22 protein-coding genes are annotated in these 24,545 nt (G+C 38.0%); 10 read left to right on the top strand and 12 right to left on the bottom strand.

Features of this window, described 5'->3' with window-relative positions:
* Window positions 1-368: 368 nt before the first annotated feature.
* Window positions 369-914, top strand: coding sequence for an adenine phosphoribosyltransferase (locus GJV03_RS00550; RefSeq protein WP_004717387.1), 546 nt, complete (start codon window positions 369-371; stop codon window positions 912-914).
* A 147-nt stretch (window positions 915-1,061) separates the two neighbouring features.
* On the opposite strand, the gene GJV03_RS00545 is transcribed toward GJV03_RS00550, so the two are convergent.
* The gene (locus GJV03_RS00545) at window positions 1,062-1,565 is read right to left on the bottom strand and encodes a YqiA/YcfP family alpha/beta fold hydrolase (protein ID WP_004717385.1); all 504 of its coding nucleotides are present in this window, start codon (window positions 1,563-1,565) and stop codon (window positions 1,062-1,064) included.
* Between the two features lie 321 nt (window positions 1,566-1,886).
* On the opposite strand from GJV03_RS00545, the gene GJV03_RS00540 reads away from it, so the two are divergent.
* Window positions 1,887-2,330, top strand: coding sequence for an SRPBCC domain-containing protein (locus tag GJV03_RS00540; RefSeq protein ID WP_154129222.1), 444 nt, complete (start codon window positions 1,887-1,889; stop codon window positions 2,328-2,330).
* A 24-nt stretch (window positions 2,331-2,354) separates the two neighbouring features.
* Here the strand turns inward: GJV03_RS00540 and GJV03_RS00535 are convergent, their stop codons facing one another.
* The gene (locus tag GJV03_RS00535; RefSeq protein ID WP_004717380.1) at window positions 2,355-3,071 is read right to left on the bottom strand and encodes a hypothetical protein; all 717 of its coding nucleotides are present in this window, start codon (window positions 3,069-3,071) and stop codon (window positions 2,355-2,357) included.
* A 103-nt stretch (window positions 3,072-3,174) separates the two neighbouring features.
* Between GJV03_RS00535 and lysS the strand changes: the two genes are divergently transcribed.
* Entirely contained in the window at window positions 3,175-4,701 is a 1,527-nt protein-coding gene (gene lysS / locus GJV03_RS00530; RefSeq protein WP_154129221.1) for a lysine--tRNA ligase, read from the top strand.
* Window positions 4,702-4,778: 77 nt separating this feature from the next.
* Here the strand turns inward: lysS and trpS are convergent, their stop codons facing one another.
* Window positions 4,779-5,792 (bottom strand): tryptophan--tRNA ligase, encoded by a 1,014-nt coding sequence (gene trpS / locus GJV03_RS00525; RefSeq protein WP_004717376.1) that lies wholly within the window; start codon window positions 5,790-5,792, stop codon window positions 4,779-4,781.
* Window positions 5,793-5,988: 196 nt separating this feature from the next.
* Here trpS and GJV03_RS00520 point away from each other — a divergent pair, with 196 nt between their 5' ends.
* The 3 genes from GJV03_RS00520 to GJV03_RS00510 all read left to right on the top strand — a co-directional run bounded on the left by GJV03_RS00520 (window position 5,989) and on the right by GJV03_RS00510 (window position 9,587).
* Complete coding sequence (locus GJV03_RS00520; RefSeq protein WP_151956203.1) at window positions 5,989-6,915, top strand: DUF808 domain-containing protein; 927 nt, start codon at window positions 5,989-5,991, stop codon at window positions 6,913-6,915.
* 52 nt (window positions 6,916-6,967) lie between these two features.
* Entirely contained in the window at window positions 6,968-7,858 is an 891-nt protein-coding gene (locus GJV03_RS00515; protein ID WP_151956204.1) for a neutral zinc metallopeptidase, read from the top strand.
* 229 nt (window positions 7,859-8,087) lie between these two features.
* On the top strand, window positions 8,088-9,587 hold the full coding sequence (locus GJV03_RS00510; RefSeq protein ID WP_151956205.1) for a cation:proton antiporter: 1,500 nt from the start codon (window positions 8,088-8,090) through the stop codon (window positions 9,585-9,587).
* A gap of 123 nt (window positions 9,588-9,710) precedes the next feature.
* Here GJV03_RS00510 and GJV03_RS00505 read toward each other — a convergent pair whose 3' ends face one another.
* Window positions 9,711-10,685, bottom strand: a complete 975-nt coding sequence (locus GJV03_RS00505; RefSeq protein ID WP_154129220.1) for an alpha/beta hydrolase — start codon at window positions 10,683-10,685, stop codon at window positions 9,711-9,713.
* Between the two features lie 166 nt (window positions 10,686-10,851).
* On the opposite strand from GJV03_RS00505, the gene GJV03_RS00500 reads away from it, so the two are divergent.
* Window positions 10,852-11,166, top strand: a complete 315-nt coding sequence (locus GJV03_RS00500) for an MGMT family protein (RefSeq protein ID WP_154129219.1) — start codon at window positions 10,852-10,854, stop codon at window positions 11,164-11,166.
* A 48-nt stretch (window positions 11,167-11,214) separates the two neighbouring features.
* Here the strand turns inward: GJV03_RS00500 and GJV03_RS00495 are convergent, their stop codons facing one another.
* Window positions 11,215-11,652, bottom strand: coding sequence for a universal stress protein (locus GJV03_RS00495; RefSeq protein WP_004717364.1), 438 nt, complete (start codon window positions 11,650-11,652; stop codon window positions 11,215-11,217).
* Between the two features lie 424 nt (window positions 11,653-12,076).
* Between GJV03_RS00495 and GJV03_RS00490 the strand changes: the two genes are divergently transcribed.
* Together GJV03_RS00490 and hppD are read left to right on the top strand one after the other, a co-directional pair.
* Entirely contained in the window at window positions 12,077-12,862 is a 786-nt protein-coding gene (locus GJV03_RS00490) for an enoyl-CoA hydratase-related protein (RefSeq protein WP_151956207.1), read from the top strand.
* Window positions 12,863-13,214: 352 nt separating this feature from the next.
* On the top strand, window positions 13,215-14,270 hold the full coding sequence (gene hppD / locus GJV03_RS00485) for a 4-hydroxyphenylpyruvate dioxygenase (RefSeq protein ID WP_004717360.1): 1,056 nt from the start codon (window positions 13,215-13,217) through the stop codon (window positions 14,268-14,270).
* Window positions 14,271-14,338: 68 nt separating this feature from the next.
* On the opposite strand, the gene GJV03_RS00480 is transcribed toward hppD, so the two are convergent.
* The 4 genes from GJV03_RS00480 to fahA form a co-directional block, all read right to left on the bottom strand.
* Window positions 14,339-15,118 carry an IclR family transcriptional regulator gene (locus GJV03_RS00480; RefSeq protein WP_056518097.1) on the bottom strand — a complete coding sequence of 260 codons (780 nt, stop codon included), beginning with the start codon at window positions 15,116-15,118 and terminating at the stop codon, window positions 14,339-14,341.
* 481 nt (window positions 15,119-15,599) lie between these two features.
* Complete coding sequence (locus GJV03_RS00475) at window positions 15,600-16,148, bottom strand: VOC family protein (RefSeq protein WP_004717353.1); 549 nt, start codon at window positions 16,146-16,148, stop codon at window positions 15,600-15,602.
* An 18-nt stretch (window positions 16,149-16,166) separates the two neighbouring features.
* Window positions 16,167-16,799, bottom strand: a complete 633-nt coding sequence (maiA, locus tag GJV03_RS00470; RefSeq protein WP_154129218.1) for a maleylacetoacetate isomerase — start codon at window positions 16,797-16,799, stop codon at window positions 16,167-16,169.
* Window positions 16,786-18,093 carry a fumarylacetoacetase gene (gene fahA, locus GJV03_RS00465; RefSeq protein ID WP_154129217.1) on the bottom strand — a complete coding sequence of 436 codons (1,308 nt, stop codon included), beginning with the start codon at window positions 18,091-18,093 and terminating at the stop codon, window positions 16,786-16,788. The genes maiA and fahA overlap by 14 nt, the downstream gene beginning before the upstream one ends.
* 354 nt (window positions 18,094-18,447) lie before the next feature.
* Between fahA and GJV03_RS00460 the strand changes: the two genes are divergently transcribed.
* A complete protein-coding gene (locus GJV03_RS00460) occupies window positions 18,448-19,836 on the top strand; it encodes an amino acid permease (RefSeq protein WP_004823234.1) in 1,389 nt (462 codons plus the stop codon).
* Window positions 19,837-19,923: 87 nt separating this feature from the next.
* Here the strand turns inward: GJV03_RS00460 and GJV03_RS00455 are convergent, their stop codons facing one another.
* From GJV03_RS00455 to GJV03_RS00445, 3 genes are all read right to left on the bottom strand, one after another.
* A complete protein-coding gene (locus tag GJV03_RS00455) occupies window positions 19,924-20,547 on the bottom strand; it encodes a CatB-related O-acetyltransferase (protein ID WP_154129216.1) in 624 nt (207 codons plus the stop codon).
* A gap of 145 nt (window positions 20,548-20,692) precedes the next feature.
* Window positions 20,693-21,577 carry a class I SAM-dependent methyltransferase gene (locus GJV03_RS00450; protein WP_154129215.1) on the bottom strand — a complete coding sequence of 295 codons (885 nt, stop codon included), beginning with the start codon at window positions 21,575-21,577 and terminating at the stop codon, window positions 20,693-20,695.
* 516 nt (window positions 21,578-22,093) lie between these two features.
* Window positions 22,094-24,331 carry a TonB-dependent siderophore receptor gene (locus GJV03_RS00445; RefSeq protein WP_154129214.1) on the bottom strand — a complete coding sequence of 746 codons (2,238 nt, stop codon included), beginning with the start codon at window positions 24,329-24,331 and terminating at the stop codon, window positions 22,094-22,096.
* Between the last annotated feature and the right edge of the window lie 214 nt (window positions 24,332-24,545).

Raw genomic sequence — 24,545 nt, 5'->3', positions numbered from 1 at the left:
TAAAGTAAAGTAAATATCGGAGTTTATCTAACTAATCTCAAAGCTGAATGGCAGCTCAGGACAAAAGCGATGTTTATTATGCCAACTTTGTCAGACAATTTTAATTACAATCCTGTCATAACAAGGGTTGAGCGCTGATATAAAAGTTTAAAAATATTTGAATTTAGACAAAGGTCTAGATGAATATTTTAGCCAAAAATATTAAGCTAAAATTAGCTCATTCTATAGCCATCATTTTGTGTGAAAATGGACTTAATAAATTCAACAGCTTAGCGGACCATAATATTGAATAGGTAGCGAGCTGCTGTCAATTTTGGCTAATAAACGTTAAAATTCACGTATTATTTATCTTTTTTTAAATCTCCCCCATGATGAACATGTCTACTGCTTTGTGGTCAAGTATTCGTACTGTCCAAAACTTCCCAAAACCAGGTATTTGTTTTTATGATTTAACCCCATTGTTTATGAACAATCTTGTGGAGTTAACCGATGCATTGATTGCGAGTATTCCTGTAGAGCAATTGGATGCAGTGGATAGTTTTGTTGCAGTTGAGGCACGAGGTTTTGTTTTAGCCAGCTTATTGGCACAACGTACCGGCAAAGGCTTATTGTTGGTTCGTAAAGCAGGTAAGTTGCCACCTCCAGTGGTTGGTGTGGGCTATAGCTTAGAATATGGTTTAGATCGCTTGGAAATGTCAGCGGATATCGCAGCACAAAAAGTGATTATTGTAGATGATGTCTTGGCTACAGGTGGTACTTTAAAAGCAGTCCATCAATTGATGCATAAATGCCAACATACGGTATTGGGTGCAAGTATTTTTCTTGACCTACCTGATTTACATCAAGATCTTGGTTTAAAGGTTTGGTCAGTGCTCGATGAGCATTCCAAGCCAGTTGGAAAAGCGGTTGCTTAAAGACAAAATAACAATTTAAGTTTTCGGGCTACATTCTTGTGATTGAATACTTAAATCATTTGTTTGTCTGTCTCGACGTGAAAAAAGCCTTGTAAATACAAGGCTTTTTAGTTGGAGAGCAACGAACTGTACTTTGATGATTTTATTTCAAGCAATAAAGGTTTGTTCCATATATTCAATTAAATGATTTAAATTTTCAGGTTGGACTAAACGATGGTGTCCACCTTCAACAGCTTCAATCTGCATATATGACTCTAGTTGTTCAAGCACTTTATACATATCTAAAACCTCATCACCCAGTTCCAGATAAGCAATTTGTGGAATGTCATGGTCTAAATCATGTTCATCAATCGCTGCATAGTCTTCACGGAAATCTGGATTTAAGCTTGGATTGGCAAGGATTGCAGGAATTCGATGTTGCTGTGACATTTTTAATGCCCAATATCCACCTAAACTATGACCTACCAGTAAATCAGGTTTAATCTTTTCGATAATATCGTGATAAAAACACTCAACCGTTTTGTAGTTAAGATTACGATAATCCACGTTAATACAATATTTTTTTTCAGCATTTATGGCATGGAATTTTGTCGATTCTTTAGATGAATCTAGTCCATGTAAAAATAAGATTTTAGAATGAATACTCTTCATTGTTATCGTTTTCATATGGTCTTTCTTTATTGAGCAAAGGTAGAAATTGAACAAAGCTAGAAAAAGTTATCAATGGATTTAAAATTTTCCATTTAACTATTTTTATATTCAAATATTCTACTTAGCTGCACTTTTTTAAAAACTTAGATTTTGGTCTAAGAGTGTTGTGTAACAGATCAACATGCTTGTTATTTATTGTTTAACATATTGAATGTTTAGGTTTAAATTTTTTAGGTGATGGATTTTTATTAACAAAAATTAATCATTCTGGGTTTTTATTGTACTAAGCTATAGATTGGATCAATAAAATAAGAGAAAGAAATGATGACTTTAAGCTATGACATTGTCATTCAAGCGAATGCACAAACAGTATGGAATATCCTGTGGGATACCCATACTTATTCCAAATGGACCCAACCGTTTTCGGAAACTTCGCAGATGCAGTCTGACTGGAAAATTGGCGGGGAAACCTTATTTCAGGATGCCAGTGGCAATGGTATGGTCGCCACCATTGTAGAGTTGGAGCAGTTTAAAAAAGTGGTATTTAAACATTTGGGTGTTTTGAAAAATGGTGTTTTAGATTCAACAAGTGCAGATGTTCAAAGTTGGAGTGGCTCTTTAGAAAAATATTTCTTAAATGAACAGGGTGAAACAACCACATTATCTGCTGAAATAGAAACCTCTGAGGAATATAAGGACATGATGGATCGTGCTTTCCAGCAAGGGTTTGCAATAGTCAAATCATTGGCTGAACAAGACCATTGAGAAACTTAGCACTTTCATTATTGTTTAATGGCATTGAATAATCAGTGGTTGTTCAATAGAAAATGATTTTGCCACACCATTTTCATTACGCGGTTGGAAGCGAATTTTTTCTAGTAAAGGTTGCAGTATCGATTTCATTTGTTCGTGAATTAAAGGGGTGTAACGGATATTTAGGATTTGCCCTTGTGCATCTACCAAAAATTTTGCTGAGAGCGAGATATTACCTTGTTGATCAAATTTAATTTTATTCTGAGAGGGTGTCTTACTTTGGTCACAAAAGGGTTCTAAAGCGCTTTGTACTTGTGAAAAGTTGGGTTTTATGGCGTATTGGACGCGGGCTGGAAATTTAATAAACAGAATGTATTTCCCATAATAATATTTTATTTTTGCGATGTTTTGTTCATCAAAATTGAGGGTTTTATTTTTAAAATCATTACTGACTTGCGGTAATTGATCTAGAGTAAGTTTTTTTGCCAGTTCTAAAGCCCTTAAATTGAGTGCTTTTTGAGTAGGGTGTGGATTCATTAATTTGACTAGGCTTTGTAAACTGGTTCGATTTGGAACGATTTCTAATTGCCAAATATAATCTTGATTATTGAGATTGGTGCTTTCAATTTTTATAGGAAGATCTTTTTGAGTATTGCTCATAACAACGATTTGCTCGGCATCAACCACAGTTGAAAACCACAAAACATTGAAAAGAATGATACTTTGGGCGAATCCTTGCCAGTATTTATTCATGATTTTTAATTTTTACATGGTTCGTAGAGTTATATTCATACGCATTATGTTGTAAATCTGCTATGCTATGCAACTTCCGTTTTTTAATATAATCGAGGCAGAGATGACGCAACATAACGCTCAATCGACTTCTGAACAACACATTTCCGAAAACGATTTAATTGCACAGCGTCATGCCAAGTTAAAGCAAATTCAAGATCACGCCAAGGAAACCGGTGTTAGCCCATGGCCAAACACATTTAAGCGTGAGCATTATGCGCAAGATCTACAAGAACAATTTGCAGATCAATCTAAAGAACAAATTGAAGCAGGCGAGCAAGTTCACGTATCTGTAGCGGGTCGTGTGATGTTGAACCGTGGTTCATTTATCGTGATTCAAGACATGACGGGCCGTATTCAATTGTATGTGCCACGTAAAGAGCTTGCACCTGAAGTTCTAGAAACTGTGAAAAGTCTAGATCTTGGCGATATTATTGCTGTTCAAGGTTATATCGGTCGTTCTGGCAAAGGTGATTTATATGTTCATATTGAACATTTTGAATTATTGACGAAATCGCTTCGTCCACTTCCAGACAAGTTTCATGGTTTGAATGACACAGAAGTAAAATACCGTAAACGTTATTTAGACTTAATTGTGAATGAAGAAACACGTAAAACTTTTGAAATTCGTGCAAAAGTTGTGTCAGGTATTCGCAACTATCTCATCAATGAACGTTTTATGGAAGTTGAAACTCCGATGATGCATGTGATTCCAGGTGGTGCGTCAGCGCGTCCATTTGAAACACACCATAATGCATTAGATATGCCATTATTCTTGCGTATTGCACCTGAGCTTTACTTAAAACGTTTGGTTGTTGGTGGTTTTGAGCGTGTATTTGAAATTAACCGTAACTTCCGTAACGAAGGTGTTTCAACGCGTCATAACCCAGAATTCACCATGATTGAATTCTATCAAGCTTATGCTGATTACAAAGATCTCATGGCTTTGACAGAGGGGATGCTTGAAAAATTAGCAATCGACATCTTGGGTTCAACAGATGTTCCTTATGGTGAAGAAGTGTATAGCTTCAAAGGTCCATTTAAGAAAATCTCGATGTTTGATGCGATTCTTGAGCATAATCCAAATTTCACTGCTGAAAATGTTTCGGATCGTGAATTCTTGGCAACATTTATTCGTGAAGAGTTAAAAGAGCAAGTTAAACCAGGTTTTGGTTTAGGTCGACTACAAACCATCGTATTTGAAGAAACTGTTGAAACTCAATTACGTCAGCCGACATTTATCACAGAATATCCTGCGGAAACTTCGCCGTTAGCACGCCGAAATGATGATAATCCACATATCACAGACCGCTTCGAATTCTTTATCGGTGGTCGTGAGTTGGCAAATGGTTTCTCGGAATTAAATGATCCAATTGACCAAGCTGAACGCTTCCAAGCGCAAGTTGCTGAAAAAGATGCGGGCGATGATGAAGCAATGCATTTCGATGCTGACTTTATTGAAGCATTAGAATACGGTTTACCTCCTACAGCAGGTGAAGGTATTGGTATCGATCGTTTAGTGATGTTATTTGCCAATGCAGTAAGTATTCGCGATGTGATCTTATTCCCACATATGCGTCATAAAAATTAATTTATGATGTTATAAAAGATGTTGTAAAAAAAGCCACTGAATTCAGTGGCTTTTTTTACTTAGATAATCAGCGCATTTTAGAAATGAAATACGCCTAAACCATTTTTGATTTCGTCTAAAGTATCTTGAGTGATGATACGGCATTTTTCCGTACCAGTTTTTAAGATATCCATGATGTAATCTGGATCTTTTGCTAGTTCCATACGACGTTCACGGATTGGTGTAATCAACTCCTTTAACACACCTTCAAGACGTTTTTTCACAGTACCATCGCCTAAACCACCACGACGATAATGTGCTTTAAGTTCTTCAACTTCTTCTTTATTTGGATCAAAAGCATCTAAATAAGTAAAGACAATATTTCCTTCAACCTGGCCTGGATCTTCAATACGCAGATGGTTTGGATCGGTATACATTGCATTGACTGCTTTTTTGATGTCTTTATCTGTTGCATCTAACACGATGGTATTGCCCAATGATTTCGACATTTTGGCTTTACCATCAAAGCCAGGTAAACGGCTCATATTGGATAAAAGCGCTTTACACTCAGGTAAAACTTCTTGTCCAATTTGACGGTTTAAACGACGAACAATTTCATTGGTCTGTTCGATCATTGGAATTTGGTCTTCACCAACTGGCACGACAGTGGCTTTAAATGCAGTAATATCGGCAGCTTGTGCAACAGGGTAGCAAAGAAAACCTGCTGGAATATCACGCTCAAAACCACGTAATTGAATTTCAGCTTTGATGGTTGGGTTACGTTCTAAACGAGAAACCGTCACAAAGTTTAAATACAACATGGTGAGTTCATTCAACGCGGGTAAGCAAGATTGAACACAGATTGTGGTTTTTGTTGGGTCAATGCCGACTGCTAAATAGTCTGTTGCTACTTCAAGAATATTACGACGAACTTTTTCAAAGTTATCCGCATTATCTGTTAAAGCCTGAGCATCTGCGAGAAGGAGGTGTTGATGATGAGAATCTTGTAAGCCTACTCGTGAGCGCAAAGAACCTACAAAATGTCCCAAATGTAGTTGTCCAGTAGGACGGTCGCCTGTCAAAATCACAGGACGATTATCTTGATTCGTCATTATCGCTTCCAAAGTCTTTGTATAGACAGTCGTGTTTTATGAATGGGCACTATTGTACGAGATAATTTATTTTAATGTCAGCGAAAAATGGTGTAGAACCAATTTTTATCAATAAATGTGAAAATCTACAAAATTTTATATAGAAAAATGAATTTTCACTTTAAAATGACAGGATAACTAAAATTTTGGATAAAAAATGGCAAGTAGTCTATTAATATTATTAGATGATATCGCAGCAGTGCTCGATGATGTTGCAGTCATGAGTAAAATGGCGGCTAAAAAAACTGCGGGTGTTTTAGGTGATGATTTAGCACTGAACGCACAACAAGTGAGTGGTGTAAGAGCAGAGCGTGAGCTTCCTGTGGTATGGGGTGTCGCGAAGGGCTCATTTATCAATAAATTAATTTTAGTGCCTTTGGCTTTGCTGATCAGTGTGGTTGCACCATGGTTGATTAACCCATTGCTGATGATTGGTGGTCTGTTTCTTTGCTATGAAGGTGTTGAAAAAGTTCTACATAGTTTGCAGCATAAAAAAGCCAAAACCGGTGAAGCTGCACAAGAGGAACTTGAACAAATCGAAACTGATTTAGCCACATTTGAAAAAGATAAAATTAAAGGCGCGATACGCACAGACTTTATTCTCTCTGCTGAAATTGTGGTGATTTCTTTAGGGACTGTTGCGGCTGCAACATTTGGTACCAAAGTGATGGTGCTATCTGTCATCGCAATTTTAATGACCGTCGGTGTCTATGGCTTTGTCGCTATGATTGTAAAGATTGATGATTTAGGTTTGTACTTAACCCAACAAACATCAAATGTTAAACAAAGCATTGGCCGTGGTTTACTGGTATTTGCACCAAAGTTAATGAAAACATTAACGATTGTTGGAACCATTGCAATGTTCCTTGTCGGTGGGGGGATCATCACCCATGCTGTTTCAACTTTGCATCATTGGTCAGAAGAAGCCGTTGATCATATTCAACATATTCCAACCGTTGGTAGTGTTATTGGTGCATTAACACCAACGTTAATCAATTTACTGATTGGTATCGTCGCAGGCTTAGCCGTGGTATTGGTTGTTGGACTTATTCAAAAAGTTCGTGGTAAATCAACAACAGCCTAAATGCAAAGCACATCCTAAACGATAGCCAATTTAAAATAAAAAGGACCGATCTATGCGTTGGAAAGGACGTAGAGAAAGTGATAATGTCGAAGATCGCCGTGGCGGTGGTGGCGTAAAAGCGGGTGGAATTAGTATCCTGGGCTTAATCGTCGCTTTTGTTGCATGGAAGTTCTTTGGTGTTGACCCACAGCAAGCCTATCAAGCGACCAAACAGGTGACTTCGGCTGGTGCAAGCCAAAATTCTACACCCACCAATTTAACACCTGAACAGCAGGAAACGGCATCTTTTGTTAAAACTGTTTTGGCAGATACCGAAGATACTTGGAAACCGATTTTCCAACAACAAGGTGTACAGTATGTTTCACCTAAGCTGGTGATGTTTAGTGGTGCGATACGATCAGGCTGTGGTACGGCTGAGTCTGCAATGGGGCCATTTTATTGCCCAGCAGACCAAAAAGTGTATATCGATACCCAGTTCTTTAAAGATATGCGCCAACAGATGGGCATCTCTGGGGAAAAAAATCAATCTGAGCTTTCAGCTAAAGATGAAGCAGGTGATTTTGCACAAGCCTATGTAATTGCGCATGAAGTTGGGCACCATGTACAAAATTTATTGGGAATATCGTCTCAGGTTCAGCAAGCTCGTCAACGTGCCAGTGAAACTCAGGGCAATCAACTTTCAGTACGTTTAGAATTACAAGCGGATTGTTTGGCTGGGGTTTGGGCCAATCGTACTCAACAACGCACCCAGTTCTTAGAACAGGGTGATATTGAAGAGGCGATGGATGCTGCTGAAAAAATTGGTGATGACTACTTGCAGAAAAAAGCACGTGGTTATGCTGTACCAGACAGCTTTACTCATGGCACCAGTCAGCAACGTATGCAATGGTTTAACATTGGTATGAACTCTGGTGATATCAATGCGTGTGATACCTTTAAATAGACAGCTATAGATTGTTGAGTTAAAGAAGAGAACATCATGTTCTCTTTTTTTCTCAATCAATTTTTTTTTAAGCGCTTTTTATGTTAAAAAATATAACCAGTAATCATCATATTTCAGTTTTTTTTGTACAATTATCCAGATTGTTAAATGGTCTCTTATTTTATATTTTATAAAAAAATGATTGAGTGTTTGATGTGCATTTAAATTAAAAATCTAAAACAGGTTTCGGATGGGTAACTATTTCTTTCTTCAGGTCTTTACAGTCATTTTTGCGCTTTCTATCGCGACTACAATTTTTAATAAGCGAATATTAGGTTTCCCTCAAGCCATTGGTGTTCCCATTGTTTCAGCAATTTTTGTCTTTATTTTGCAATGGGGTGCCAGCTTACTCAATGGCAATCAATTTATCTCGATTAATATTCATAACATTGAAGAAGCTGTACGGCATGTCGATTTTTATGATTTTTTAGTCAATGGTGTCATTTGCTTCATTCTGACTTCTTCAGCACTTAAATTTAAGGTTTCAGATTTAAAAGTTTATTGGAAGCCGATCAGTATCTTGGCAACGATTGCTTTACTGCTCTGTGCTGTATTTTTTGCAGGATTGGTGTTTGGTTTCCAATTCTTGATTGGCAATCCTGTTCCAATTTTAGTTTTATTGTTATTGGGTTCTGCCTTAGGTGCGACAGATCCGATTGGGATCAAAGGTGTCCTCAGTTCAGTACGTGCGCCCCATCATCTGATTGTTAAGTTGGAAGGCGAGTCTTTATTTAACGATGCAATGTGTATCGCAGTCTTCATGACTTTATTGAATGTCCTCGAAGGAGAGCATTTTAGTTTAATGGCAACGCTACAAACTTTCTTATATGAGATTGTGGTTGCGGTCATCATTGGTTGGGCTTTTGGTCTGGGAATCTTGCGTTTATTACGTGGTAAACACGAGATGGAGTCTTTGATTCTTACCACTGCATTATTGGCATGTGGCTCTTATCTGGTTGCATTATTTGCCCATGCATCCGCTCCGATTGCCTGTGTGATTGGCGGTTTAATTGTCGGTAATAAATGGAAAGAAATTTTACAGGATCGTGAAATTCGTGAGGTTAATCATTTTTGGCATACGGTAGAAGGGATTATTAACTCTTTCCTCTTCACCTTGATTGGTCTAGAAATCTTTATTTTAGATTTAAGCACAAGTTTGATTCTTGGTGGTATTTTTGCTTTCTTTGCCTTGCATCTCTCTCGTTTTGCCGCAAATTTCTTAGCTTTTGCATTTTTCCCATCGTTCCGCAAAAAGAGCTATAACGGTAGTCTGGCTATTCTTTCTTGGGGAGGGGTTCGTGGGGGAATTTCACTTGCATTGATCCTTGCTGTGGCAAACGTCCCTGAGTTACGTGACTACAGTAGTATTCTAATTGGTTATACCTTTATCAGCGTATTACTTTCAGGTGTCGTCTGTGGTTTGGGTTTACCTGCAGTCATGAATGCCTTTTATTACAATCCAAATGAAGAAACCCAAGGTTTCAAAGGTTGGTATCAGCGCATGTGCAATAAAATGAACCGTAAAGGCATCAAATATATTGTGGGTGAAGATAATGAAGGGCATGAAACCATTACCATTTATAACCCAGAAGCGTTGGTTGACAAGAAAGCTGCAGATGGTGTGGCCTCCGTACATCATCCTGAAAAAGCGCAAGAAATGAAGCGATTGGAAAATCCTGGTAACTTCTAAATGCAGCGCATTAAGTCAGATGAATAGTTAAGGTGTAAAATTGAGAGGCTAAAACTTCAATATTCTTAGACGTCTATCGCAATAAAAAAGCCAGTAACAATACTGGCTTTTTTATTGGAGCTGTTATTTTGCGTTTTTGCCTAAGAAATCGAGGTAAGGTTTCACCAAAAGTTGCTCTTGTTCTAAAATCGGTAAATGTCCGACTCCTTTTAGAATGATTGGCTCTTGTGCATTTTTCAATAAGCCTTTGAGTTCAGCCGCAGCTTCAACATTGATAATTTGGTCTTTATCTCCCCATGCAATCAATACCGGCTGGTCAATCGAACGTGCTGCAATGGCAAAAGAATCTGGAGTAAATAATTTAGACATGACAATCAGTTGCTCAACCAATTTGGTGGTGTTTGCCGATTGGCTAATCATCAATTTCTCTTGAGCATCTTTTAATTCTTTAGGAATAAAAGGCGGTAGACTGGTTGCAATTTTCATTAAACGATCAAAATCGCCAGGTTTGCTGACAATCATATTACGTAAAGTTGTTGGATCTTTTAAATAAGGAGTATTGGCAGATTTAAATACACCTGCACTATCAATTAAAAATAAAGATTTGGTATCAACAGGGTATTGTGCTGCGTAAAGTAAGGAAATCGAGCCACCCATCGAGTGACCAGCGACATTTAAGCCATTGTCTACTTTAATGGCTTCAGCAAAACGACGTAATTTTTCAGTGAGATTGGGCAATGAATAATCAAAATCGTTAGGGACTTTACTGTCACCTTGACCAGGAAGATCAGGAATAATCACATGGTAATAAGGCGTTAAGTAACGTGCCACACGATTCCAGTTGTCACGACTTCCAGCTAGGCCATGAACGAGCATAATGGTAGGTTTGCCAGCTGGTCCGCCTTCACTATAAGCCCAATCAATATCACCGACTTTTACACGTTTGGTTTCCATGCCCGCCCATGCCCGTTCTTGTTGAAGCACACTTTGAATGTCAATCGCTGGAGCAGCATAGCTTGTGGTCGATAAGCCTACTGTTACCACAGAACCTATTGCCAATGCCGTCGATAAAATCAGTTTGTTGAAGATTCCTTTCATCTTTGAATACTCTTGTTGTTGTATTTGAGGTACGATTTAAGATTAGATTATGTACAGTCAAATTACATTTGCCTAAAATGTTTAAAGCCTATTTTCAAAGTCAATTTAACCCCGTTTGCCAAGATGCTTATGAATATTATTTTTTATTATTTGATTGATCTAAAAAATGTCAAATCATGAACTCGCTCAGATGATTTTAAATGTCATCATACAAATTCCCCAAGGTAAAGTTGCCAGTTATGGTCAAGTTGCCAAATATGCAGGCTTACCCAAACATGCACGGTTGGTTGGGCGTGTATTAGGACAGTTACCTGAAGATCATGATATCCCTTGGTATCGAGTGGTTAATTCACAAGGGCGAATCAGCTTAAAAAAGCTGGATGAGAAGGGAATGTGTATTCAGACTGCAAAGTTATTGGCTGAGGATGTTATGGTTATTGATGGCAAAATAAATCTAAAAAAATATCAATGGACACCCTGATTCCTCACTATAAAGATAGTGAGGAATGTTTAAAACAAAAGGTGAAAGTTATTTAATTACTAAAACAGGGATTTGTAATTCAGTTAATAAGCTTTGCGCTACGCTGCCCATAATAATTTTTTTCAGTCCGGTACGACCATGTGAACTGAGAATGACCAAATCAATTTTTAAATCCTGCACAGCTTGATTTAAAGTATGTGCAATATTTTCGCCTTCGAGTAAACGTGTTTCAACTTGCACGCCTTCTGCGGCAAATTGATCTTTTGCCACATTGATATTGGATTGAATAAATTCACGAGCACGCTCAATCAGCATATTGCTTTGACCATGCGCCAAATATTCTGATGCAATATAAGGGTCTAAAGTCATCACCTGTACAACCGTGATTTTACTGTTAAATGCTTTGGCAAATTCAACTGCATGTTTCACAACAGATAATGAGGTTTCTGAACCATCAACAGGAACGAGGATATTTTGATAAGCCATGTCTATTTTCCTTATTTTACCGAAAAGCTGAGTTGAATATTTATTACAATTCTAAGTCTATAGAGTCATCATAACGTGAATATGAGATGAATAAAACCGAGTAAATGTGTAGGGATAATTCATATAAATATCATAAATTTAATTAAAAGCATTGGCATCAAGTTACATCGTTTTTTTACTTGCAAATGCAGCTGAATAAAAAGATAAATCAATCAATAAAATAAAGATCGAGATGCAATCAAGCATGATCAAAATAAAGCTTTAAATTGTTTAAACAAAAGCCATACACAATTGAGAAAATATAGAGGCTGAATGAAACAATTGGCAAATTGTAAATCCAGTTCTTCCTTTAAAATGTTTTAAATATAAATACTGAAAATAATAGGACATTACAATTTAAACCATGGATTAAAAGGAAAAGACAATGGAATATCAAACAATTATCGTCGAAGAAAAAAATGCAGTTGGATATTTGAGCTTAAATCGGCCTGAACAATTCAATAGCTTTACACCGCAAATGTGCCTTGAAATTGTAGAGGTCTTAACACAATGGAAAGATGATACCGAAATCCGCATTATTGTGATTGCTGCGATTGGAAAAGCATTTTGTGCAGGTCAGGCGATAAGCCCAGATTTATTTGGTGGTGGTGCTATAGACTTGGGTTTGGTCTTGGAAAAATACTTTAATCCCTTATTAGCGCTCATCAATACACTACCAAAAGTGATTATCTGTGCTGTAAATGGCGTTGCAGCTGGTGCGGGAGCGAGCCTGGTCTTGTTATGTGATATCGTGATTGCGGCAAAGTCTGCAAGCTTTTCACAAATTTTTAGCAAAATTGGCTTAATTCCAGACTGTGGTGCAACTTGGTTATTGCCGCGTATGATCGGCTTTGCCAAAGCCAAAGCGTTGATGCTGACTGCCGAAAAAATCAGTGCAGATGAAGCGGAACGATTGGGAATGATTTATAAAGTGGTAGAAGATGATCAGTTACAGATAGAGGTTGTTACTTTAGCCGAGTATTTGGCAACCCAAGCCAGCCTGAGTTTTGCCTTGATTAAACAAGCGATGCGGGTCAGCATGCAAAATGATTTTACTAGCCAAGTTAAAGTTGAGCAGGATTTGCAAAGACAGGCAGGGCAGTCAGCAGATTTTTTAGAAGGTGTTCGCGCTTTTTTAATGAAAGATAAGCCAAATTTTAAAGGACGATAAATAACGATTTAAGTTGGGACGCTTTTCAACCTGAAACATCAAAGCTAGTAGAAAAGTCTCATAATAATGTAATGCTATTTGCGCGAGAATAGTATGCTCGAGGTTATTAGAACAAGAAATAAAAATTACACATAACATAATTTGATTATGTATTGCATAAATTTAAGCTTTCTTGTAGGATAAATTTAGAGTTAAGCGTCAGTGTAAATGCAGCTTAAGGTTAGCGCTTTACATGGACTAAATTATGGAAAGGAAGAGTTCAAATCAGGATATTTTGTTGATTGACCTAAATACCTGTGATCTTTTCTCGGCATTAAAAAACGGATGAATTTATTCAAATAAGGGAAACTAGATGGATATTTTAGATAACCCATTAGAACTATGTGGCTTTGCATTTATTGAGTTTGTTTCGACGGAAAATGGATTAGATCAAATCTTTGAAGCAATTGGTTTTGCTAAAGTCGCAAAGCATAAATCAAAAAAAGTTTATTTATGGCGTCAGGGTAATATTAATATTATCTTGAATTATCAACCTGAATCTTATGCATCATTCTTCTTTAAAGAACATGGCCCATCAGCATGTGCAATGGGTTTTAGAACGCGTGATGCAGCTAAAGCTTTTAAAAATGCAATTGAACTTGGCGCAGAGCCAATGTATTCGCAAGCAGGACCAATGGAATTAAATATCCCAGCGATTAAAGGAATAGGCGGTATGCCAATTTTCTTGGTCGATCGTGATATTTATGAAAATGATTTTGTATTCTTTGATGACGAAAATCGAAATCCACGTGGAGCTGGTTTAAATGAAATTGATCATTTAACCCATAATGTCTATAAAGGACGCATGGATTATTGGGCAAATTTCTATGAAAAAATCTTTAACTTCCAAGAAATTCGCTATTTCGATATCAAAGGTGAATATACGGGTTTAACTTCTAAGGCGCTGACTGCACCTGATGGGATGATTCGTATTCCTTTGAATGAAGACTCAGACAAAGGCAATGGACAAATCGCCGAGTTTTTGGCTGACTTTAACGGAGAAGGCATTCAACATATTGCTTTTATTACCGATGACTTAATTTCAACATGGGATAAGTTAAAAGGTTTAGGGCTGAAGTTTATGACGGCACCTCCTGAAACTTATTATGAAATGTTAAAAGATCGTCTGCCTGATCATGGTGAGCCGACAGAAGAGTTGCAAAAGCGCGGTATTCTGTTAGATGGCAATACCAAAGACGGTCAGAAGAAACTGTTATTACAGATTTTCTCTGAAAATATGCTTGGACCTGTATTCTTTGAATTTATTCAACGTAAAGACGACGATGGTTTTGGTGAGGGCAACTTTAAGGCATTGTTTGAATCAATCGAACGTGACCAAATCCGCCGTGGCGTATTAGAAGCCAAATAACAAAATCGTACTCAATACAAAAAGCCAAGAATTTAATTCTTGGCTTTTTGCGATCTTTCACTAAAAAATTAACGTGTTTGTATGTATTGATTCATCGCAGCAACTTCACGTTTAAATAGTTCAAGTTTTTCACTACCCGCGTTGACTGGTAAAAACATTTCACTGTCTAATGCAACAATACAAAATTCCATTGCAAGATGAGCGTTGAAAATAGGTAAACCCACAGCATTGATACCAACAAGTAAGTCACCTTGGGCAATTGCCATACCTTGTTGTAAAGTATTTTCTTTTAAAACAAGAAATTCGTCCCAATTGGTGGGTTTGACTTGACTATGGTTCAGCGTTGCTTTTTCCCATTCAGAGTGCATCAATGGTTTGATTAGCGCTTCGGGTAAATAGGAGGCAAAAACCCGCCCAGCAGCTGAATTTACTAAAGGCATGATCGAACCGACTTTGGTCACAATTGAAATCGGATGATTTGATTCAATCGACTGTACAACTAATGGGCCTTTAGGTGACCATTTGCTGATTTGAATCCCGCAACCAATTTTACTTTGTAATTCATAAATAAGGTGCTGAACAAGCTGTAAAACATCGGTGTGTTGGATACAGTTTAAACCTAAACGCCAAGCTTGATCACCAAGCGCATACTGACCACCCTCAAGTTGTTTTGCATAATTCATCCGAATCAAACTGACAAGATAACGATGTACCTTGGCTGGATGCATATCAAGTTTACTCGACAACTCTTTTAAAATAATCGGCTTATTATGTTCCAAAAGGGCATTGAGAACGGCTAAGCCCACCTCAAGTGATTGAACCCCACCAGACAACTTTTCTTCAATCATTGAATAACCCTTAATCTGTATACGATCTAGCAGTGTTGATGTGCTGTCGATATTTGATTTACATATTTAACACATAGTGCCTGAGCATTGTACAAAATAGAACTTATCTTTTTAAATGAAATCTCAAAAGAGCCTCAGTGAATGTTATCAGCATACAATTGTTTTTGAAGTGCTGCATATGATTTATTAAACAACAGGACATCATCAAAAGATCTAGACCATTAAAGTTAAGCCGATAAAAATCGGTATTGGAGTCACAACGCTTCAATACCGATTAGATCCACAATTGTCTCACAGCAATATTTTAAATGCTGATTGCTGTTATTGCTTAAGATTCAGCAAAACTAGCATTGTGTGCTGTTAATGCTGCTTAATATCGTGTTCAACTAGATCTAGGATGCCAAATCACGAATCATTCGATTAATAAACTTAGTAAGTACTAAGTTGGCTTTGGCACCCAGACATACTCAACTGAGCATGGTTATGCTCCCAACTCGTCTTCATGCAAAAAGTGAGTATGCTGAGGCGCACGTTTGGTACGGCTCCACTCATCTAGCATTTCTAATTTCATTTCTTCGGTAATTCGTGCGATTTTTGCATCTGCATGCACATCGTTATAGGTCAGTTCTAAACGATGACCATTGGGGTCAAAGAAATAAATCGAGTGGAAAATGCCGTGGTTGGTGACACCAAGAACTTTAACACCATGTGTTTCAAGATGTTCTTTTGCAATCAATAACGTATCGAGGTCTTCGACTTCAAATGCGATATGTTGAACCCATTGAGGGGTATTTTCATCACGCCCCATATCGGGTTGAGTAGGCAGTTCAAAAAATGCCAATACATTGCCTTGTCCAGCATCTAAGAATAAATGCATATACGGATCAAAGGCTTTGGTCGAAGGCACATGGTCTTCAGCAAAGGCCAAAATAAAATCCATATTGAGCATTTTTTTATACCATTCCACGGTTTCTTTGGCATCTTTACAACGATAAGCCACATGGTGAATTTTTTTAATCGCAAAGCTCATGATAAAACTCCTTTATCTTTATTCCCAATCTGGTTGTTGTTCTGGGGCTGCATTGAAGAAGGCAGGAAGGGTTAAACAGTGTTGACTAATCGACTCAATCTTTGCAAAAGCGCTTAAATCAATTTTAAAGCGTTTGGCGTTATAGACTTGAGGAATCAAACAACAGTCTGCAAATGTCGGTTGTGTACCAAAACAGAATTGCCCATTTGAATCTTGTAGTTGGGCTTCTAAGCTGTTAAAGCCCTCTACAATCCAGTGCTGGTACCAGTGTTTTTTTTGCTCGTCACTGAGACTGAGATCATTTTGTAAATACTTTAAGACTCTTAAATTATTTAACGGATGAATATCGCAGGCGATCGCTTGTGCAAAAGCACGTACTTTACTGCGCGTGACGATATTGTCAGGCAACAATGAAATTGCTGGATAACGTTCTTCCAGATATTCCAAAATACTGAGTGACTGTAAAAAGCTTTGATCTTCATCCACTAAAGTTGGAACACACTGACTTGGATTAAGTGCTTGGTAACGCTCTAGCAGTTGCTCATTCTTGACCAAATGCACGGGCTGTATTTCATAACTCAGTTGTTTGAGGTTCAGTGCAATTCGAACCCGATAAGCTGCAGAGCTACGAAAATAACTATACAGTTTCATAGCTCAAGTCTTCTGTTTGATGAAAGTTAAACTGGCGAGCTGGCAAAATACTATTGGCAACCTCACCAAAGCCCACTCGGATCCCTGCTTTTTCACAATAGCCTTTCATCACAACACGGTCACCATCTTGTAAGAAACCACGTTTTTCGCCATTCGAGAGGGTGAGCGGTTTGGTGGTATTCCATGTCAGTTCAAGCAAACTACCATAAGCATCTTCTGTAGGGCCTGAAATTGTGCCTGAACCCATCAAGTCACCGACTTGGACATTGCAACCGGCAATCGTGTGGTGGGTGAGTTGCTGTGCCATTGACCAATACATATATTTAAAGTTGGTCTGGCAAATCACATCAGCTTGTGCTGATTGAGGGCTTTGAACTTCAATACTGAGATGAATATCATAGCTGTTGGCAATATTTTCTTCTAAATAGCAAAGTGGTTTAGGCTGTTGTTCTGGACCTTTGACTTTAAATGGTTCCAGTGCTTGCATGGTCACTACCCAAGGTGAAATTGCACTTGCAAAAGTCTTGGCGTTAAACGGACCTAATGGTACGTATTCCCATTGTTGAATATCACGTGCCGACCAGTCATTGAGTAAGACCATACCAAAAATATGCTCCCAAGCATCTGTAATCGCGATAGGCTCACCCAATTCAGTTGCTTTACCAACGATAAAGGCGGTTTCTAATTCAAAATCGAGTTTACGTGTTGCTGAGAAAACAGGGCGTTCTTGATCTGGTAATTTGATTTGCCCAGAAGGGCGAACAATATCTTTGCCACTGACAATCACAGAGCTTGCACGACCATTATATCCCACAGGAAGTTCGCTCCAGTTTGGAAGCAACGCATTCTTAGGATCTCTAAACATGGTTCCGACATTGGTGGCATGTTCTTTGGACGAGTAGAAATCTGTATAGCCAGAGACTTGAATAGGTAAGTGCAAAGTGACTGTATTTTGCTTAAACAATGCGTTTTGGCGTAAAACCACATCATCACGAAGTGTTGGGTTTTCAGCAGAGAGTAGACTTTGTAATGTCGTACGAACCTTTTGCCAGTTGTGTTTACCCGTTTCTATAAATTTATTCAGTGTCGCTTGATTAAAACAATCTTGATGTCCATTGATCGTTAATAGTCCATGTGCCTCTAAGTGGGCAAGGTCTATGACCCAATTTCCAATGGCAACACCTACTCGTTTGGTGCCTTGGGGTGTTTCACTAAAAATACCGTAGGGCAAATTATGTATTGTGAAATCTGATTGTGAGTCGATTTCAAGAAAACAAGTTAAATGTGAGCTCATGATTTGCTTTCCTTGTCTTTAATTTTGTTAGGGGTGATCAAAATCTTTAATATATTTTCTTAAGTATTTGAAAAAACAAATAAATATAAAGTTATTTAGATGCCTTGTTCAAATGACTCAAGCAAGCTGTCGGTGTCTTATCATTTCTATCATACTGAAAATATTTGATTACGCAATACATAATTTGATTACACAATTCATAATAATTGTTATTTGTTGAATTTTCTGCTTATATGCGCGGTTATGAGAAAAGTAAATCAATTATTTTTCGATTAGATATAGGCATTTTTGATTAACTTATGATATACGTAATTTTGAATACAAAAATTACGAGACAAGGATGAGAATAATCATATGTCAAAACATGAGCAAGGAAACCTGAAACATGGTTTAAGCAATCGGCACATCCAGCTTATCGCGCTAGGTGGTGCTATTGGTACAGGATTGTTTCTGGGTATTTCACAATCGATTAAGCTTGCAGGTCCTTCAGTCATACTCGGTTATGCGATTGCTGGATTTATTGCGTTTTTAATGATGCGACAGTTAGGTGAAATGGTGGTTCAAGAACCGGTCAGTGGTTCATTTAGTCACTTTGCTTACAAATACTGGGGCTCATTTGCAGGTTTTATGTCTGGCTGGAATTATTGGGTACTCAATGTTTTGGTATGTATGGCAGAGCTGAGCGCAATTGGTCTTTATATTCAATATTGGTGGCCTGAAATTCCGACTTGGATTTCAGCATTGGTGTTTTTTGTTTTAATCAACGGTATCAACTTATTGCATGTTAAATTTTTTGGCGAAATGGAGTTTTGGTTCTCTATTGTCAAAATTTTGGCAATCTTAGCCATGATCGGCTTTGGTTCCTACTTACTTGCAACAGGTACAGCAGGGCCACAGGCAAGCATTAGTAACCTTTGGGCATTGGGTGGGTTTTTCCCATTTGGTGTGGAAGGTTTAGTCATGGCAATGGCTGTGATTATTTTTGCCTTTGGTGGGATTGAGTTATTTGGTATTACCGCAGCAGAAGCGCGTGATCCTGATAAAACTCTGCCTAAAGCAGTCAATCAAATTATTTACCGTATTTTGATTTTCTATATTGCAACACTGTTTATCTTATTTGCACTTTTTCCATGGAACCAAATGGCAGAAGGCGGTAGTCCATTTGTAATGGTATTTGCTTCACTGGATAGTCATGGTGTTGCGACCTTACTGAATTTTGTCATCCTTACTGCAGCTGTTTCGGTGTATAACGGGACCAGTTATTGTAGTAGTCGCATGTTACTTGGTTTGGCGCAACAGGGTAATGCACCGAAGTTCCTTAAGCATATTAATAAGCGTGGTATTCCAACCAATGCGGTTTATGTTTCAGCTTTTGTCACAGTTTTATGTGTACTACTCAATTATGCATTTCCAGAAAAAGCATTTGGTTTATTGATGATGTTGGTGGTTGCTGCAATTGTGATTAACTGGGTGGTTATTTCATGGACGCATTTAAAGTTCCGTAAAGCCATGCAAACACAAGGGCAGACCACCAAGTTTCCAAGTATTGCTTATCCATTCAGTAATTATCTTTGCATTATATTTATGTTGGGTATTCTGGTGGTAATGTCATTCACCGAGAATATGCGTATTGCAGTGATGATGATTCCAGCTTGGATTCTTTGTTTGATGCTTGCTTATTATCTGAAACAACGAAAGTTAAAAAATGCACAGCAAAATGTTGTGTTAAATTCTGATGTATAGCTAAAGATTTTAATCTTTGCAAAAAGGGCTAAATTGATATTTAGCCCTTTTTGCTTTTTGTGTGATTATTAACTTATACCAAGGATATTATTCTGCTGCTTTTAAAAACTCAATCAATTGATTGATATCATCACCTTGTAATTGTTCACGAATTTTTAAAATCTGCTTCTCATCTAAATCATACAATTTAACTGATTGTAATTTTTCAATCTGATCCTGAGAAAACCGATATTTAATGAGTTTTGCCGGTACACCACCGACAATTGCATACGCTGGCACGTCTTGAGTGACGACGGCACCTGTAGCAACGATGGCACCTTCACCTAGTGTTACCCCTTGCATAATCATGGCACGACTGCCAATCCAACAACCATCGCCAATCACCGTATCCCCAGCGGGTAAAAAGCTACGGGTATCAAAAGGAAATGTAGAGATCCAGTCAGGGCGATGTAATTGATTTCCACCCATCATGATCACACATTCCGCCCCAAAACAAACAAAGTTACCAATATATAATTGGTCAATTGGTTTCTCTACAGTTGATGGCTTATCATGCAAATAACGCACCACGCAACGTTCAAATCCCTGATCCCAATATGCCGAATAATAAGAATAATTTCCTTTAATATGAATATTGGGATTTTTCACAGTCTTAGAAATAAACTCAAATTCGCACCAGTGTTTTACGGGGGAGTGAATAGCGTCAGTCATGGGAGTACAAAAGCTTAAGTGCAAAGGCTAGAGCGGGCATTGTAACCTTAGATTGAACTTAGATCTTGATCAGCAATTAAAAAATATTCAGTGTATTGGGTTTAAACCTCAATTCTTCAGCTATTCCTTGGCTGGTATTTAAGTATTAACCTATTTTTAAATGGATCAAATGCGTGGCATGGGTATGACGAATATGATCAGCACGATGGTTAAAGTAACGATGGGTAATGTCTTTTCCTGATAAATCTTCAACCACCTGATAACCCATCATTTCAACTGCATGATGCAATGCTTGCGAAGCAAACGCACCAATCAAAGGCTCTTTTAAGAAACGGGTAAACTGTGACACTGCGAAGCTACCCAAACGCTCAATACCTTGTAAGGCTCTATAATCAATCGAATAATCCATCACGACTTGGCTACTTTTTCCAGTAAAGGATGCAATGTTGTGTAAGGTTGCTAAGGTTGCTTGTGGGGTTAAATAATGGGTTGTGCCCAGCCATGAAAAAAATGCGGCTTGGGTGTTTTGAAATCCACTACGTACCAAAGCATCAGACAGTTTTTCTTTTTCAAAATCAATCCCGACAAATTCCACATTGCTTGGGAGCTCACCAGCCTTACTGAGCTTTTGTAATTTTTCTAATTTGGTTCTTTGTGTATCAGGATGATCAATTTCAAATATTTTGAGTTGAGGGTATTGCTGGGCCAAGCGTAATACAAAAGAGTCTAGACCAGCGCCAACCAATACATACTGTTGAATATGATCATGTTCAATTGCATGCTTTAAAAGATCTTCCGTATAACGAGAACGCCCCACCACTTGTCCAGTCAATTTACCAAAAGTTTGATTCAACAAATTGGAATTTAACACTTTACGTAGAAGGGCGTTATTTAAAAGTAAGCGCCATTGTGAATTGGTCATTTCAAATGCATAAGGGTCAGAGAATACTGGATCGTTGGCATTTAAATGGTGATTGGCCCTAATTGCTGCTGCCGCTTCAGCAGTTTTACTTGCTCGTCCTGCTTTCATCCTCGTCCTCAATGAATTTTAATTTTTCCTCAATGTAATGCATAGAAAATATTTAACAATGGCAATTTACTTTGAACAGTTGGTGATAATTGCTAGTTTTCTTGGTGTCTATATGGCTGAGGCATCTTATTTAGCTTGGCGCAAGATCTGAGCGATGTATGGATGATGCTTGATGTTGATTAAATGGATATGCGATCAGTGTTATTTTCTAGGTGAATGCAGGGTTATTCTGATCTGACTGTCTTTAAATTTTTTTATCTATAGTCACCCTTCACTTGTATTAATAATGAGGTGGTTTGACTATATATCTTGAGTTTTTGAAAAAAATATTTGAGTCTGTTTGTCTTAGTCAATGATTGATGACCGAATATACAAGTGATTCGTTTTTTGTTATTCATTTTATATATTTAGCCCAATAAAAAGGGCTGAATCATCAGCCCTAGTATGTGTTAAATATATTCAACATTGACCACGTCGTATTCCACTTCACCTTGGTTGAGTCTATTTCTAAAGCAATTAATATTTAAAGCTTAAACTGGCAGTCACACTACGTGGTGAACCATACATATTCTGACGAATCCAATAGTTAACCTTCTCATAATATTTTTTATCAAATAGGTTATCCACATTAATTGCAAACTTATAACGTGGGTTGATTTGATAGCCTAGACTTGCAGAAGCCAAAGTATAACCATTTTGTTGCACACGTTCTGCACCAGAGCCATCGTAGTAACTACTCACTGCTCGTACCCCAAGCCCAACATTTACACCCTCGACTAAAGATGCAGGCAGCTTATAGGTGGTCCATAAATTAAAAGTATGCTTCGGCGTGAATGTACTAATAGGTTGACCTTCTAGATCCGGTTCATCTAAGTTTTTGTTTTGATTGAAACTATAGCCCGTTGTAATTTGCCAATTATCGGTAATCTGCCCATTCGCTTCGATCTCAAAACCACGGCTACGCGCTTTACCTGCTGCTACGGAATATCCTTCAGGCGCGGAAAGATCGGTTATTGCACGGTTTTTATCTTCGATTTGATAGATAGCCGAAGAAAGGTTTAAACGCTCATCGAAGAAAGCCGCTTTCATCCCAGCTTCAATTTGAGTGCCTGTACGTGGATCAATTTGTTTACCTTTACCACCTGTCACAGGATCATAAGTAAAGTTATTTTGCGGTTTAAAGATTTCCGAATAGCTAGTGTAGAAAGATAGATTCGGATTTAGGTCGAAAAGCACTGCGGCATAAGGGGTAAACTCTGCTTTTGCATCATATTTAGCTGCAGGATTGGTGCTATCTACACCATTATCACGCAAGGTGGTTGATATCGATTTCCACCAGCTGACACGACCACCTCCGACCAGTGTCCAATGCTCAAAGGGTTTGATTCTGAGTTGACTATAAATACCATAATTTTCTATTTCATCTTTGCTCACATTGGTATCGTAGTCAAAATCAGGTTCAGCGAACTGATGTTGGTTGTCATGATAAATATTGATGGTACCTGTGAGAGGTGTTCCCCAAGATGAATAATTGGTTTTGGAATGACCTTTCAGGTAATCTGCCCCGATCAGGAAATTATGGGTCTGTCCAGCAAACAGGAAAGGGGTATTGAAAAATATGTCTGCACTTAAGTCTTTATCTTGTCGCTTAAATGCCAGTGCGCTAAATTTGGACATGTCTCCATTGGCATCTGGCTGAGATGGGTCGCTATATTTAGCATGATTGTCACGTATGCTTTGACGAACAGTGGCTTTAATCAGTCCATCATTGTTGAGATGGTGTTCCAGTTCTGCAAATAATTCTGTATTGGTCAAGTCCTGCTTATTCCAGTCCTGTACAAAGCTGGTTTTGCGTGAAATATTCAGTAGCTTTCCATCAGGACCATACGGTAAACCACGTGACAATACAGTATTAATATCTTGATATGTTGCACCTAGGGAAAGCGTGGTATTGTCCTGAATGTCATATTCCAATGTGCTGTAGACGAGTTTTTTATTACCATCAATCCCATTCATAAAGGTATCGTAGTCTTGTACTGCAGTGACCAATCTGCCACGTAATGCGCCGTCTTGAGTGAGCTTCCCTGTAATATCAGCCTCGCCACGATAATTTTCCCATGAACCTGCACTTACTTTACCTGTTAAAGCAAAATCAGCCAGCGCCCGTTTTCGCACTAAGTTAATAGAAACCCCTGGTTCACCTGCGCCACTGAACATACCAGAAGCGCCGCGTAATACTTCGATACGGTCAAATACAGACAGATCTAGATAAGTCCCATTAGAATCGGTTCTTAAGGTTGTGCCATCCATTTGGTAGGTATCACTGCCATAACCACGGGCATAAAAATCATTGTAATTTCCTGCTGCATCATAGCGTGCAACAGTGATGCCAGTGACATATTTCATAGCATTATCAATGGTGGAAATATTTTGGTCATCTAGACGTTGACGAGTAACTACTGAAACTGACTGCGGTGTTTCTTTTAGGGATTGTGGTGTTTTTCCGATTGCTATTTTTTTCGTTATATAGGAGGTCGATTTATCGTCATTGGCGATCACGGTAATGGTAGGTAAGGTGCTTTTTTCTACTTGTTCATTTATGACATCGTTATGACTTGATGCAATTGGTTCAGCCATGACCTGAGCAACTTGCCCTGAGAGTAATAATACGGGTAAGGCAATTTTAGTACCTCTTAGCATCAAGTGTAAGGCAAGGGAGAGTGGATGTTTTGTGAATCGTACAACTTGCTGCATAAGGGAATACCTATTAAATATGCATAATGTTTATTTTTGTTAATGATAATTATAATCAATAGCATTATCAAATGATTCTTAACTTAAATTCCGTTTTTATGATCAATGGTTGTTTAATACGTTTTTAAATAAGAAGGGGAGAGCTTTAATTACTGAATTTATTATTATTCTATTTATAAATCATATGCTTGAAACAAAAGAACTCTTCAATTTA

Origin of the sequence: Acinetobacter sp. RIT698 (assembly GCF_009668065.1) — a bacterium.
Classification (GTDB): domain Bacteria; phylum Pseudomonadota; class Gammaproteobacteria; order Pseudomonadales; family Moraxellaceae; genus Acinetobacter; species Acinetobacter guillouiae.
This window is presented reverse-complemented; position numbering and strand designations above follow the sequence as displayed.

Excerpts from the sequence above, each read along its gene's own strand:
- GJV03_RS00500 (WP_154129219.1), top strand. The coding sequence starts at position 10,852 with ATGTCAAATCATGAACTCGCTCAGATGATTTTAAATGTCATCATACAA.
- GJV03_RS00550 (WP_004717387.1), top strand. The coding sequence starts at position 369 with ATGATGAACATGTCTACTGCTTTGTGGTCAAGTATTCGTACTGTCCAA.
- GJV03_RS00545 (WP_004717385.1), bottom strand. The coding sequence starts at position 1,565 with ATGAAGAGTATTCATTCTAAAATCTTATTTTTACATGGACTAGATTCA.
- GJV03_RS00490 (WP_151956207.1), top strand. The coding sequence starts at position 12,077 with ATGGAATATCAAACAATTATCGTCGAAGAAAAAAATGCAGTTGGATAT.
- lysS (WP_154129221.1), top strand. The coding sequence starts at position 3,175 with ATGACGCAACATAACGCTCAATCGACTTCTGAACAACACATTTCCGAA.
- GJV03_RS00450 (WP_154129215.1), bottom strand. The coding sequence starts at position 21,577 with ATGAAAGCAGGACGAGCAAGTAAAACTGCTGAAGCGGCAGCAGCAATT.
- GJV03_RS00460 (WP_004823234.1), top strand. The coding sequence starts at position 18,448 with ATGTCAAAACATGAGCAAGGAAACCTGAAACATGGTTTAAGCAATCGG.
- GJV03_RS00455 (WP_154129216.1), bottom strand. The coding sequence starts at position 20,547 with ATGACTGACGCTATTCACTCCCCCGTAAAACACTGGTGCGAATTTGAG.
- GJV03_RS00475 (WP_004717353.1), bottom strand. The coding sequence starts at position 16,148 with ATGAGCTTTGCGATTAAAAAAATTCACCATGTGGCTTATCGTTGTAAA.
- fahA (WP_154129217.1), bottom strand. The coding sequence starts at position 18,093 with ATGAGCTCACATTTAACTTGTTTTCTTGAAATCGACTCACAATCAGAT.
- GJV03_RS00535 (WP_004717380.1), bottom strand. The coding sequence starts at position 3,071 with ATGAATAAATACTGGCAAGGATTCGCCCAAAGTATCATTCTTTTCAAT.
- GJV03_RS00510 (WP_151956205.1), top strand. The coding sequence starts at position 8,088 with ATGGGTAACTATTTCTTTCTTCAGGTCTTTACAGTCATTTTTGCGCTT.
- GJV03_RS00520 (WP_151956203.1), top strand. The coding sequence starts at position 5,989 with ATGGCAAGTAGTCTATTAATATTATTAGATGATATCGCAGCAGTGCTC.
- GJV03_RS00480 (WP_056518097.1), bottom strand. The coding sequence starts at position 15,118 with ATGATTGAAGAAAAGTTGTCTGGTGGGGTTCAATCACTTGAGGTGGGC.
- GJV03_RS00540 (WP_154129222.1), top strand. The coding sequence starts at position 1,887 with ATGATGACTTTAAGCTATGACATTGTCATTCAAGCGAATGCACAAACA.
- GJV03_RS00445 (WP_154129214.1), bottom strand. The coding sequence starts at position 24,331 with ATGCAGCAAGTTGTACGATTCACAAAACATCCACTCTCCCTTGCCTTA.
- trpS (WP_004717376.1), bottom strand. The coding sequence starts at position 5,792 with ATGACGAATCAAGATAATCGTCCTGTGATTTTGACAGGCGACCGTCCT.
- GJV03_RS00505 (WP_154129220.1), bottom strand. The coding sequence starts at position 10,685 with ATGAAAGGAATCTTCAACAAACTGATTTTATCGACGGCATTGGCAATA.
- maiA (WP_154129218.1), bottom strand. The coding sequence starts at position 16,799 with ATGAAACTGTATAGTTATTTTCGTAGCTCTGCAGCTTATCGGGTTCGA.
- GJV03_RS00495 (WP_004717364.1), bottom strand. The coding sequence starts at position 11,652 with ATGGCTTATCAAAATATCCTCGTTCCTGTTGATGGTTCAGAAACCTCA.
- hppD (WP_004717360.1), top strand. The coding sequence starts at position 13,215 with ATGGATATTTTAGATAACCCATTAGAACTATGTGGCTTTGCATTTATT.
- GJV03_RS00515 (WP_151956204.1), top strand. The coding sequence starts at position 6,968 with ATGCGTTGGAAAGGACGTAGAGAAAGTGATAATGTCGAAGATCGCCGT.